The sequence below is a fragment of the Bacteroides fragilis NCTC 9343 genome, from assembly GCF_000025985.1.
Lineage (GTDB): Bacteria > Bacteroidota > Bacteroidia > Bacteroidales > Bacteroidaceae > Bacteroides > Bacteroides fragilis.
Map to the genome: position 1 here is coordinate 3,383,415 of NC_003228.3, position 13,626 is coordinate 3,397,040.

At 41.0% G+C, this 13,626-nt stretch carries 11 protein-coding genes; 5 read left to right on the top strand and 6 right to left on the bottom strand.

The features are described from left to right. Positions 1-35 precede the first annotated feature (35 nt). Positions 36-308, top strand: coding sequence for a DUF2867 domain-containing protein (locus BF9343_RS22860; protein WP_121955731.1), 273 nt, complete (start codon positions 36-38; stop codon positions 306-308). 10 nt (positions 309-318) lie between these two features. Here BF9343_RS22860 and BF9343_RS13955 read toward each other — a convergent pair whose 3' ends face one another. Continuing rightward, positions 319-711 (bottom strand): (deoxy)nucleoside triphosphate pyrophosphohydrolase, encoded by a 393-nt coding sequence (locus BF9343_RS13955; RefSeq protein ID WP_005788863.1) that lies wholly within the window; start codon positions 709-711, stop codon positions 319-321. A 165-nt stretch (positions 712-876) separates the two neighbouring features. Here BF9343_RS13955 and BF9343_RS13960 point away from each other — a divergent pair, with 165 nt between their 5' ends. Then, entirely contained in the window at positions 877-2,829 is a 1,953-nt protein-coding gene (locus BF9343_RS13960; protein ID WP_005788865.1) for an MrcB family domain-containing protein, read from the top strand. A 16-nt stretch (positions 2,830-2,845) separates the two neighbouring features. Beyond that, a complete protein-coding gene (locus BF9343_RS13965) occupies positions 2,846-5,074 on the top strand; it encodes a restriction endonuclease-like protein (protein ID WP_005788867.1) in 2,229 nt (742 codons plus the stop codon). Here the strand turns inward: BF9343_RS13965 and BF9343_RS13970 are convergent. Beyond that, positions 5,061-5,339 carry a DUF1294 domain-containing protein gene (locus BF9343_RS13970; protein WP_010993190.1) on the bottom strand — a complete coding sequence of 93 codons (279 nt, stop codon included), beginning with the start codon at positions 5,337-5,339 and terminating at the stop codon, positions 5,061-5,063. The genes BF9343_RS13965 and BF9343_RS13970 overlap by 14 nt on opposite strands. Before the next feature lie 90 nt (positions 5,340-5,429). Here BF9343_RS13970 and rlmF point away from each other — a divergent pair, with 90 nt between their 5' ends. Together rlmF and BF9343_RS13980 are read left to right on the top strand one after the other, a co-directional pair. After that, a complete protein-coding gene (gene rlmF / locus BF9343_RS13975; RefSeq protein WP_010993191.1) occupies positions 5,430-6,347 on the top strand; it encodes a 23S rRNA (adenine(1618)-N(6))-methyltransferase RlmF in 918 nt (305 codons plus the stop codon). A gap of 279 nt (positions 6,348-6,626) precedes the next feature. Beyond that, positions 6,627-7,100, top strand: a complete 474-nt coding sequence (locus BF9343_RS13980) for an arsenate reductase/protein-tyrosine-phosphatase family protein (protein ID WP_005798652.1) — start codon at positions 6,627-6,629, stop codon at positions 7,098-7,100. Between the two features lie 5 nt (positions 7,101-7,105). Here the strand turns inward: BF9343_RS13980 and BF9343_RS13985 are convergent, their stop codons facing one another. The 4 genes from BF9343_RS13985 to BF9343_RS14000 form a co-directional block, all read right to left on the bottom strand. Then, on the bottom strand, positions 7,106-10,771 hold the full coding sequence (locus BF9343_RS13985; protein ID WP_005788877.1) for an ATP-binding protein: 3,666 nt from the start codon (positions 10,769-10,771) through the stop codon (positions 7,106-7,108). Continuing rightward, a complete protein-coding gene (locus tag BF9343_RS13990; RefSeq protein WP_005788879.1) occupies positions 10,755-11,315 on the bottom strand; it encodes a condensin complex protein MksE in 561 nt (186 codons plus the stop codon). Before BF9343_RS13990 ends, BF9343_RS13985 begins: the two co-directional genes overlap by 17 nt. 123 nt (positions 11,316-11,438) lie before the next feature. Then, a complete protein-coding gene (locus BF9343_RS13995) occupies positions 11,439-12,653 on the bottom strand; it encodes a hypothetical protein (RefSeq protein WP_041926239.1) in 1,215 nt (404 codons plus the stop codon). A gap of 31 nt (positions 12,654-12,684) precedes the next feature. After that, positions 12,685-13,617 (bottom strand): DMT family transporter, encoded by a 933-nt coding sequence (locus tag BF9343_RS14000; protein ID WP_008769713.1) that lies wholly within the window; start codon positions 13,615-13,617, stop codon positions 12,685-12,687. Positions 13,618-13,626 lie beyond the last annotated feature (9 nt).

The window sequence follows — 13,626 nt, forward strand, 5'->3', positions numbered from 1 at the left end:
TTTCAAAAGAGTCGCATAACAAGAACGTCATCTCCATTGACGAGTTCGCAGATATAGCTTTTAACCAACTTCCCTCTTGGATTATCCTGCTTCTAATAGTAAGAAATAGTTTGATTAAACCCTTCGGACTCGATACAAACAGACGAGTCACGGATATAAAGTGTGAAAAAAGTCAACATGAAATAATCTTTGGCATGTCCGATAAGCACCTGACTTTTTACGTATCCCTTTGGTGTAAGGATAGAGTAGAAAAAGAGGTAAACGTGCATCTTCCTAAAAAGAAAAGCATCCCGGAATTACGTAATTAAACAGACTTTTTTATTGCTCCGAAATCTTTCTTACTATCGGTTTATCCGCTTCCGCCCAGTCCAATATTGCCATCTCTCGTGTAGAAAGCCATTGTGCAGCAATATGTTCTTTCAATACATATCTTTGCCCGACAGGATGGCAAAGAAAAGCATGCATCGTGATCTCAAAATCGGGATAGGTATGATGGACGGTCAAAAGTTTCTCTCCCACTTCAATAACGTAATCCATTTCCTCCATGATTTCCCTTTGAAGCGCCTCCTGCAAAGATTCACCTTCCTCCACTTTTCCACCCGGAAATTCATATCTGAAAGAAGTATATGAAAATTTAGTTTGCCCCCGTTGTACACAAAGATATTTCTCACCTAATCGAATAACGGCTGCTACAACTTCTATACTTTTCATAATGACTATGATATTGGGATTAAAAATAATAGAGGCAAAAGTAATAAAAGAATGCGGGAAAGAAAGAAATAAAGATATATTTATAATGCACAGTACATTTTTGTAAGACACATTTGTTGCTACAAAAAATTTTACGTAAATTTGTATGGTAACAATATGATCATTATGGATTTTGAAAAAATCACCAAAGAAGCTGTAGTACAAGCTTTACTAGAAATCAAGAAAAATGGCATCCCTAAAAATGCGCACTCTTCTACTTATGATATTTTATACAAAGGTAAGAGATATCCACCTAAACTAGTGATGGAATATGCTTATCAACATTCTACTGGAAAACAAATAACCAGAAATGATTTTGAAGGAGGAGAAAAGACACCATGTTTTAATAGATTGAAAGAATTAGGATTTACTATAGTTCATAAAGAGAAAAATCCTAACTTTTATGAGACACTAACTAAATTCCTTGAACAAACTAAGACAAAAAGTCAAAAATATAAAGACTATCCCAAAGAGTTTTTGGGACTGAATATTAGTGTTAGTTTTGGTATAGGTGGCCCTTCAAAGACTCCATGGATTTCTTTCTTGTACGATGGACAAAAGACTCAACATGGTATATACCCTGTATACTTATATTACAAAGAATATAATACACTGTTTTTAGCGTATGGTGTAAGTGAAACCACTCCACCCAATATAGAGTGGAAGTTTAATACTAGTCCTGAAACAATTTTTGATTTTTTTAAACGGAAAGGAATAAAACCTAAACGATATGGAAATTCATATGTATTTAAGGATTATGATATTAACAACTTAAATCCTTCTACAATCAATAAAGATTTATTTGAAATCATCGAAAATTATAAGAATTTAATGGCTTCATATACAGAAATATCAACTAATACTAATAAAATGCAAAGTCCCAGTATTAACATAGATTATCAGTCTATACCAGCTAATCTAAGACAATTTGTCACTGCTATTAAATCGAAACCATTCATACTGTTAGCTGGCATTTCTGGTACAGGAAAATCACGTATAGTCCGACAATTAGCTTATGCCACTGGTGGAGAAAACCCAGAAAAAGTTCAAAAGCCATATAATTACGAAATGATATCTGTACATCCAAACTGGCACGACTCTACAGAATTGTTAGGATATGTAACTCGGGTTTCCGGAAATCCGGAGTATATAGTAACTGATTTTCTGAAATTTATAGCTAAAGCTTGGTTCTACGAAGGAATCCCATTCTTCCTTTGCTTGGATGAAATGAACCTAGCACCCGTAGAACAATATTTTGCAGAGTACCTTAGTGTTGTCGAGAGCCGAAAATTGAGAAATAATAAAATAGTTACAGACCCGATAGTACCTCCATTGACAACTTGGGATAAAGCAGATCAGAAAACACTTGTTTCTGATCAAATACTTAAAGAATTATTTCATGAATTTTGGAATAATGAAGGTTGGAATAACTCTACAATAGCTGCCCGAATTGAAGAATTAAAAGAACAATTCAAAAATACAGGTATTTCTATTCCTCAGAATCTGATTGTAATGGGAACTGTGAACATGGATGAAACAACTTATAGTTTTAGTCGTAAGGTACTGGACCGTGCAATGACCATTGAGATGAATCATGTAGATTTAAATAGTGGTCTCAGCAAAGCACAAGATAATATTACTCCTATCACGGCTAAAGCACTTTTACCTGAAGTAGTTGAGGGATATGATGTTTATGAACAAAACCCAGAAATATGTAAATCTATTATCAAATATCTACAACAAGTTAATGAGAAGTTAGAAGATAGTCCATTCAAAATTGCCTATCGCACACGCAATGAATTTCTTATCTATGTGTTAGCTAATTTACCATATCAAGGTAAAGAGACTCAGGAACAGTGTATCACTCGTGCACTCGACGAAATAACCTGTATGAAAATACTGAGTCGTATCGAAGGAGACAAAAACAAAGTAGGTACAGTATTAGATGACTTATATACCATTATACAAAAGAGAATTGAAACAAGTGGTATTAATTCAGAAAAATCAATCTCTCTTGATAAAATTCGAAGAATGAAAAAGAAATTGGAAACGGCCTATTATTGCGACTTTTGGAACTAATCACTAACGAAAAATTATGGAGGCGCTGCTCACACTGAACCATCCAGACTATAAATTAATGGTCTATTGTCCTTCTTATGATAAAATATTTAAGAAGGCGCAAACTTGCATGCGTGTAAAGCAGAATGATGAAACTCTTTATTCTATTTATACGTGGGATAAAAATGCATTCACTCAAATTAATGGAGAGCAATTAATAGAAGGTAAAAGGCACCCTTCTATCTTTTTTGAAAATACAGATTATCAATTCTGGATCAATTTTAAAAGAATAGATATAGAAGATGCTTGGATCAATACTCCTTTGAGAAACATTCAAGATAATTTTATGTTCAATCAAGAAAATCAGATACTCTTTGGACATCTTAACTATGGAAACGATATCGGTAGAGCAGAATTTAATATTGATTATAAACTGAAAAATGGAGAAATAAGGCATTCAAAACTTGGTTACGATGTACTTTCAATAAAATTAGATTATCATAAAGACTTAAAGAAGATTGTAGACGATATTGAGAAAGAATATCGAATGCTTTCTATTGACTTTCTGCGAAAAACATACCACACTTTTGATGTAGATGTAGTAGGAGAAACACCAGATATTATCTGGTGGAATCTATTTAAAGACATTCAAACAAACTTTATACAAGCTGTAAAAACCATTGTGGACTGTCCCCGTAACCGGCTAGTACAAAAAGAGACCTATCTTCGGGCTGACAAACTAAAACGATTAACTCCACAATTGGAAATACAATTAACAGAACATCGTAAAAATCCAGCGCATTTATACCGTACCGAGCACCCTATTGCCTGCGTAGATACAATGGAGAATCGTTTTTTGAAGTACTGTATTATCTTCATTGCCGAAAAATTCTCAGATTTAAAATGCAGAATTATTAATAGTTACAAGCAATTGACAGAGAAATATATTATCAATCTGAATCAGCAACAGGAGGAATTACAACGATTGGTTCACCACCCATTCTTCAGAACAGTAGGTGAATTTCGAGGATTCACACAAGAATCTTTGATATTAAAACAAGCCACTGGATATTCGGAAATTTATCATGATTGGATCATACTTAGTTGTGGATATGATCTAAAAGAAGGCGCTAATAGTCTAGAGCTAAAAGATATAGCTAAATTATACGAAATATGGTGCTTCATCGAACTCAAGAATATTATTAAAGAATTATTAGGAAACGAAGTCGAAACAAATTATTCTAAACGACCAGAAAAAAAATTTATTACCCAGTTGGGAAAAGGAAAATTATCTAAGGTCATCTTCTCTAAACACAACATTGAGCTGGCAAAAATTTGCTATAATCCTAAAAGTTACGTTGGAGAAGAACAACTATCCACAATAATTCCGTGTACAACTTCATATACTGTCTCACAACAGCCAGACATTATCTTACAACTAACAAGACGCGATATCAAACAAGGTATAAAACTAACCTATTTATTTGACGCAAAATACAGAATAGGAGATACTCAAGATAATGTAGACACTCCACCTGACGATGCTATCAATCAAATGCACCGCTATCGAGATGCAATATACTACATAGATCAAGATACTAAACAGCTAAAGAAAGAGGTTATTGGTGGTTATATCTTATTTCCCGGAAATGGTGAAGACAGCGCTGTCGAAGAGATGAATTTCTATAAATCTATTGGAAAAGTTAACATCGGCGCTTTCCCCCTACGTCCACAGGATAATGAAAGCAAAGAGCTGCTTAGAGGTTTTCTTAAAAGATTGATTTGGGAATGTCCAACCTATCAGATTTTAGAACAAACTTTTACTCACAAAGAAACAATGCTAACTTTCAATCAACCTGGAAGTGTATTATTAGTTCCCATTGCAAAAAGCCGCTCCTATTTCAAAGATTTTAATGAACGTAGTAAAGTGATTCATTATTATTTTGGCAAAATCAAAATGGGAGGTGTATACGAACATTTAAATTTCCAGAAATATGATTACTTTATTCCGGTAATTGAAGGAAAAATCAGGGATGTCTATCGCATTGAATATGCATCAGTTAGACATAGGAACGACATTCCAGGAATAGAACCAAAAGAAAATGTGGATCTTTCTGACTTCAGAATTTACATGAAACTTACTTCTCCCTCTTATTTAACTGGTGCAAAACGATTAATTCCTATTCGGCATTCGAGGATTGATTATAAATGTTTCTTTAAAGAATATAATTCAATAACGGAAGTGATAAATCTTATAACTGAATAGATATCGTTAAATACCAATAATATACCGCTATACCTACTTGCAATCCCTCAATCACCGGTATTCCATACTTGAATTTAAAATACCATGTCTTATGCCGAAAGATATACATCCCCACCCGTGCACCTAACGAACCTACTACGGCTATTCCCTGCAGACGGACTTCAGGAGTACGCCATCGTTTCCGGGATGCATGCCGTTTATCAATACCATACATAACGAAAACAACGATATTCACAACTACTAAATATAAAATAAGTAACTTCAACAGTCAGCCTTTTTGCAATTCTCCTGCAAAGATACATATTTTTAATCAGGCCAGATTTGCCGGCCGGAAGATTCTCCGTATCTTTGCCACATGGCAGAGAGAAACGAATTACATAAAAGGAACAGGCATAACGGACAGTACGATTTTTCAAGACTGACGGAGGAATACCCACCGTTAAAAAAGTTCATCGTACTGAACGCTTATGGAACAACAAGCATCGATTTCTTTAATCCCCGGGCAGTAAAGGCACTCAACAAAGCCCTCTTGATAAGTTACTACGGCATACGATACTGGGATATTCCCAAGAATTATCTGTGCCCACCCATTCCCGGGAGAGCAGATTATATCCATTACATAGCAGATTTGATTCAGCCGGATATATCCGATGAATCGACAGGGTTGAAAACAGCTGTCCCAAACACCCGTCAATACAGGTGCCTGGATATCGGTGTAGGTGCCAACTGCATCTACCCCATTATCGGTCAAACGGAATATGGATGGACTTTCGTCGGTTCCGATATCGATCCGGTTTCCATTGACAATGCACGAAAGATCGTAACTTGTAATCCGGCATTGGCTCACAAAATAGAACTTCGGCTACAACGGGATAGCCGGAAAATATTTGAAGGAATCATTGCTCCGAATGAATATTTCGACGTAACTCTCTGTAATCCTCCCTTCCACAGTTCCAAAGAAGAAGCAGAAGACGGTACGCTACGCAAACTCAGCAGCCTGAAAGGTAAGAAAGTAACCAAAGCCCAGCTCAACTTCGGAGGCAATGCCAACGAACTCTGGTGTGAGGGCGGTGAATTTCGATTTCTGCTGACTATGATCGAAGAAAGTCGCAACTACCGGAAAAATTGCGGATGGTTCACCAGTCTGGTATCAAAAGAAAAGAACCTGGGTAAACTGACCGCCAAGCTGAAATCGACCGATATAGCCGAACATAGAATCATTGAGATGCACCAAGGTACTAAAACCAGCCGGATCCTGGCATGGAGATTTTGAGAAAGATAGGGTTATCAAATCAGCAAGTATCGACTCAAATCCTTTAGGGAGACGATCTTCACAAGAGAGCGACTGCCATCTAAAGATATCATTGACATTGAGCTGTCTACCAAAACAAACAAGCAAGTTCCGGAAAGCATGTTTTAACATAGTATTAAAACTTGTTTTCTATAAACAAAAGATTTGTTCTTTGACTGTAGAAAACTAATTCTTTATTTATAAACCATCAAAACCATATATTCAGAATTAACATTGTTAACAGGAAAACAATACACCATTATGAACCTATTAATCATCAGTAACGCCGATAGCTGCCGCAGCCGAATCGCACAAGCACTTCTTTCTTCGTTCGGAAAAGGCATGAAAGTATATTCTGCAGGGACAATGCCCGCAGCAGAGATTCATCCGTTGGTCCTGAAACTAATAAAGGAAACAGATATCGAACCGAACACACAACCTCCCCACTCCATCCGTGAATACACCAACGAAAACTGGGACCATATCATCGTACTTTCCGGTACGGCCGATGATATACGCAATCTCTTCCGGAAGGAGGTAAAACACTGGTATCATCTTCCCTTTGAAGACTTGTTCTCCACAGCGGCACCAAGCGAAGCGGAACTGTGGGATCGCCTGATACGCCTGAAAGAAGATATACAAAGAAAAATGTACGAACTATACCGGGACGATCTGAGAGAGCAATTACTACCGCGCTGTAGCTGCGGAGCCAATGACTTTTGCAGATGTGAGTGAGGGAATTATTCCCTCACTTCCTGCTTTATCAACCGTGTCACACTTGTGATGTTCCGCTTATCCTTGTTCAGAATATAAGTATATTTATAATCGCTTGCCCGATAAGAGGTAGGCGAACTATTCACCAGGATAATATTCCGGTTATTGGCAAAGTCCAGAATCCCCTTAATATTATTAGGGTGAAGTTTTCCGATTTCATCCATCATACAGTGCAACTTAAAGTCGTTGAACTGATGCGATGCTTTCTCCTTAAACACATTTAGTAACATGATATTAATCATGGCCTTCACCAGGATATCCGTTCCATCGGAACCCACGTTTGCCAGTTTCTCCACCCATCCGCTATCGTTGTCGTTCTCCACAATACGGAACTGGAGTTCGAAGGTATCGGAAAGGGTAAGTTCTTTTTCTTTATTCAATGCCAGTTCTTTCACCAATGACTGCAATAAACTTACCGCCTGCCGATTCCGTTCTACAAAATCCTCTTGTCCGAACAGGCTGAACATGCCCGGGCCACCCGGCTGATTCCGGTCGCAGAACTCTTTGATCGTGACAAAATGTTGCATGATACGATTACCGCTCGGCACAATCTGCAAGGCTATACTCTTGATAACTCCGGCAAAATTGCGTTCCACAAAGTCACTGTTGATATCGCTTATGGTCTTACGAATCAGTCCCTCTTTTGAAAGCATGTCCGTCGTTTCTTTTCCAATCCGATGAATCAAGTCGGTGTATGCCTCGTTTGAACGACGTTCAAAATCAATAATCTTATCATTATCAATAAATTCTTTCAGATCGGCGGCAAAAGTCATAAACTCTTCCCGCTTCGTAAGCCGCGTACGGAAATTGAACGTATTCTGCTCGGAAAAATTACCGGAAAACCGACCGACGGCCTCCCTGAAATCTTTTTCCTGTTCAATCTGCCGGTAATGGTTTTGAGTCAGTTCCTCAATCACCTTCTTACAGCGCTTGGCATTCTCTGTTTCCACCCCCGTTTGTAACACAGGCGGACAGATATTGAGCGTTTTGAAGTTCTCCGTCTCCCGAATATCCTCGTCCAAATGTTTCAGGCGGGTGTTTGTCTCAGCCAGCTGCTTGTTCAGTCCCGTCACTTTCAGATTCAATTCTTCCTCTTTCAAACGGAACTTTTCTTTCTCGCCTTCCAGTTCTTTCTCGGCCAACTGCTTTTCGTTTCTGAATTCGTCCATCCGGTCAAAGAATTCTCTCTTGTCCTTCTCGTAATCGTAGACCAGGCGACGATGTTGGTCAATAAACACCAGCTCCTGTTCCGTACGGGCCACTTCATTACGCAAAGCAGTGATACGCTCCGTATCCACTCCTTTCCCGGAGAGTTCGTGCAGCAAGTCTTTGTCCATGGTTGCCAGCAGTTCATCGGTTTTCTGCTTTTCGGAAGCAATGGACAGGTGAATTTCTTCTTGTTTGTTACGGATCAGGGCATCCTCTTCTTGCATTCTCTGGTTACGTTCCTTCTCCTTTTGACGTACACGAGTTTCGAGCAGATGATTGAACTGTTCCAATTCCGCCACTGTCCCCTGCAGGCTACGGGTAGCCTCGGCCAACTGTTTATCCAATTGTTCCAGCAGGACACGCTTCTCCTCCCCTGCCTTCTGTTCCCACCTGATTTCATCCGCTTTCAGGAACCGGATACGCTTATCGTTCTGCTCCATACAATAAGTGGATTGAGCCACATCCTCCTTACAGGTACTAAGCGTGGCCTGATGTCTTTTCCGAATCAAGGCCAGTTCCTTTTCTTTTTCCTCTCCCAACTTCTCAAGCTGCTGTTGCCACTCTGATACTTCCTTACCGGCTATTTCCTGATCCGCCGCATACTCTTGTACACTTTTCACCTCCTTACGGATAGCCGAGAGGTCGAGTTTAATGCCATAGAAAGAGTCTTGACCGGCATCCGGAACAGACTGAGGCTTCAGTTCCTTGCTGAACAAAACCTGTTTCTCGTCCACGACCTTGCCAATGGTATCTTCCCACCCCTGACAGTTCTGACTCAGCCATTCATAGAATGAACCCTGACGGTTGTCGAGCAAACGGTCTATCTCCGCTACCCTCTCTTTAGCAAGTGTAATCTGCTGTTCGATATCCTTTTGGCGGGCAGTGAACTGCTGCTCACAGGCAGTCTGATCCAATTCCCACCGGCGGCGCACCAGCTCCATCTGTTGTTCAGCTTCTTTCTGCTTCAGCCTATGCTCATGGTTCTCCTTTTCCAGTGCGGCACGCTCCGTCCGGCAGGCTTGCAACTCCTCTTCATAAAGAGTCCGGTGCAAACACTTCTCCCGTTCCATTTTCAACTGATAGATGCCTTCCTTTTTCTTTTCTGTCTGCTCACGCAGAAGGGTCAGTTTCCCAACTTCCTGTTCCCTTACCTCTTTCAATATTTTATCGAACTCCTTACGTATGGCTTCCTTACGCTCGATGGCACGCAGATGGAGGGTATTCAACTCGGCGTTTTTCCCGTTACGGAAACGCTCAAAGGCACTGGCCGCCTGTTCTTTCAGCAGTTTATACTGGCTGTTGATGTCGTCAAAGCGTGCAGTCAGCATGGTCAGCTGCTCTTCCAGCATTTGCTTGTGAAGCACAGCTTCGGACTCCGCATTCACCCGTTCCCGTACATGATGAATATCCTGCGATTCGTACCGTTCTTTTCGCTCCCGTGCTGTTTTCAGATTTTCGTTCTGCACTTTGACCACTCCCAACAATCGGTCACGCTCACTCTGAAATTTCCCGGAAAGTTCTTCCAACTGGCGTTTCTCCTTTGCCACTTCTTTCAACAGCTCTTCTTTCTGTTTTTGCAGAGAAGGGAGTACTTCCCGCGCTGTCCGAAAAGCGTAATTCAATTCTCCGGCCAATGTACGGGCCTGTTGCTCCAGATAATGCATTTCCCGATAAAGTTCAATCACCCGGTCGGCTTGCCTGCGGACAGTTACCTCACCGTTCTTATTTTTCCGAAACCACTTACTGATGTCGGTCACTTCTTCATCGAACCGGCGCAGATGATGGGCATACTGCCCCAGATCGATACGCACATCTTCTTCGTTCAGAGACATGATAATGGTTTGCTTGATAAACTCTGCATCAAGTTTTGAGTTCAGAAAAACATTCTGAATCGTCCGAGGTATATTCTGGTACTGCCGGCTTTCGGTAATAGCAAACTTCCGAAACTCCGGAGGAAGCCCCCGGCCATTACCGAAAATAATGTCTCGATACTCCTCATACGTCTCTATACGACGGCTCTTATAGACAAAACTGCCAAGCGCATCACGTATCTGATCCCACTCTTCGTATGCTTTTCCCTCGGGTGAAATGAAATATTCTTTCTTATAGCCCGTGCCCAGAAAGCGGAAGCAGACCCTTCCCTGCGAACGGAAAGCCAATACGCAATACGAAGCATCATCCACCACCACTTCATAAATAATGTATGAATTGACGTACGGAAAATAGTATTCATCAAAACTCTTTTTCTCTTTTGAAATGCCCAGCTTTGTCTTATCGGCATTGTAAAAGAAGAGTAATGCACGCAACGCCGTACTTTTCCCCACTCCCTGTGTACCGATAAAATGAACATTGCCGTCTATCTGTATTTCGGCATATTGGATACGGGCACTATTGATAAAAATAATCTTATTCAGGTATCTCATTCTGTATCTCTTCTGGTATGTTAATGCAAGCGACCAACTCTTCCAGATAGCCGAAAGCCGCCACTACCTTATAGGTGGAAGTAATCTCATTTTCCAGTTCAATAAAGCCGTCACGTTTCAGGTCGTTTACTATTTTGTCAATCATCTCTTCATGCTTTTCCCGTCCGGTAAGCTTTTTCAGGCCGGTAAGCTTCTCTTTCAACTCTAAGTCGGTTCCCACTTTCACAACCATATCGGCCGGCTGAAAACGGAATCCGGATGAAAAGGCCGCGTCATAAGTCTTGATAAAGTCGAGTACATCAATCCAACGGACAGCAATCTCCAACTTACGTTCCAAGTCGACTTTATTCTCGCGACGGGAAAAATAATAGTATTCGTTTCCGCTTTCGAGCACGAAGTTGATGGCGGCAAAGAAGTCGTACAACTCCGACTGGTTGTCTTCAATCACCGTATAAAGTTGCCGGATGTTGGGATTGGTACTATCGGAAGAGATAAATCCTCCTTTACTCAATATTTCAAATATCTCAGCAGTTTGTTTAATCATTACTGTAATGGTTTTAAATTCATTTCACCACAGATTACACGGATTCTCACAGAATTCCATTGAGAATTCAGACCAAAGTATCTGTAAGAATCGGTATTACCCGGTGGTGAATCTTATTTATTCCTAAACTATTTCTCCCGTCCTTTCCGGATAAATCAACGCATATTCCACACCATCCATCCTGCCATACTCGTCGGTGATGCGGAGTTCTTCGTAAAACTGGGATACGATCTGGCAATAGAATGTGATTCTTTCATCAAAAGACACCTCTTGTGTGAAAGGGTAAGCGGCAACAAACGAAAACAAGTCTCCACCAGCCTGCATAAACCGCTTCTTCACTTCTTCCAGGTTGATGTAAGCCTCTTCGGATATATGGGTCTCAAGTGACTCCTCAGCGATGCTGTCGGCCACATTACGGGCCAGTATGGCTCGCTTGCCGACTGTGGCTATCACCTTACGGATACTCTCTAACACTTCATCGTCGTTACGGAGATATTCGACAGAGAGACGCAACGGATATGCCGGTGCAGGCTCAAACCAGACACTGTCTTTCTGCATCAGCACCCGGCAGATATCGGTCCGTTCTTCCAGTTCGAACTGATCTTTGAGATATTTCAGCTGACGGATTTTGACCCGTATCTTATTCTGATACTCTATCCGGTTCAGGTAGCTGATGATTTGCTTCTGTATCTCGATCAGGTTATGGAAACATTCATTGAGTTGTATCCGTACGTTAGCCACCACCAAAACCAGTTCATCATCCGGAACCCGGCGAAAGAAACGGTCTTCTTCGGTGACAAGGAGTTCTTCACTCACTCGTATCAGTGCCTTGATATCCCGCCGTTTTTCATCCAGGCGGACCAGTTTCTTTTTCTTGATCTGATAGTTCGGTTCATTCTTGAATGTGCTGTCGATGTTGCGCTTCAGGTCGATGACATTACGCAAGGTAGTCAAGGCAATGTTACGCAATATACGCTTAATGGTACGCAGGTAAGTGGTCTTCCTTTTCTCATGGTTTTCTTGCTGATAATAAGAGATGGTATCTTTGAGATAGCTGATATGCTCGTTAACAAACGAAGTATTGATCTCCTCGTTTACCTCGAGCACCTGCTCGAAAAAGTGCAGGTAGATATCCTCCATTTCGAGAAACGAACCATTCTCACGAAGCACTCCGTGGTCGATCAGGCTCTGTATACGTTGCAGTTTGTATTCAGTCAGTTCCAGTGCATACTCCCGCCGGAAGGATTGCTGTTTCCGTTTGCCGAACATCTGTTTCAACAAAAGTTGTTCGCGGCTCATCATTTTCAGCAACTCGTCAATAGAGTGAAATGTAGTCATGTATAACGGCTATAAACTTTTTCGGGGTTCCTTATCTTGTCAGTTTTCTCTTCATTCCTCCGGCCACTTCTTCTTTGAGAAAAGTCATCAACGGCTTTCCCACAACAATAAACGTAACGGCCACCAGAATCATCAGAATACCCAGCATCAGCCTGGGCGTCAGCCGCTCACCAAAAATCATGACACCAAAGAAGAGAGCCGTCACCGGTTCGAGTGCTCCCAAGATAGCGGTCGACGTGGAGCCAATGGTGTGAATGGACACAGCGGTACATACCAGTGAAATCACGGTAGGCAGGAAAGCCATTGCCAGAATATTACCCCAGGCAGGAAGTGAAGGCACAGCTTGCAAGTCCGAACAAAAATTCAAACGGACTATATAAATGGAAAGACCGAACAGCAGGGCATAAAAGGTCAACTTGGCCGTTGACATCAACTTCAGGGTGGAATGATTGACACCGACTATATAGACCGCATAAGACAGCGAAGAAAGAATGACCAGCAACATCCCTACCAGACTTAGCGTCTCACCCCCTTCTCCTTTGTAAAGCAGTCCGATGCCGGAAAGGGCCAACAGAATACAGAACACGGTCAGTAACGATACTTTCTCGTGGAAAAACAAGAACATGATAAGCGCCACCATCACCGGATAGACAAACAGAATGGTGGAAGCAATGCCGGCATCCATGTGCTTATAACTCAGAAACAACAACAATGAGGAAGCAGAAAAGAGCAGTCCGCCTACAATCAGCGGCAGAACCTCGTTCTTTTTCAGAGCGAACGATTGTCCTTGTACTTTCATCAGAATGCCTAGAATGAGCACGGCAAACCCGTAGCGGTAGAACAAGACAGAGTCCACTGACATTCCCTCTTTATAAAGCGGCAGTGTAAACAACGGATTCATGCCATAAGTGGCGGCAGCCACAGCCCCGCACACAAATCCTTTAGCCTTACTATTAATATTCATTATTATATT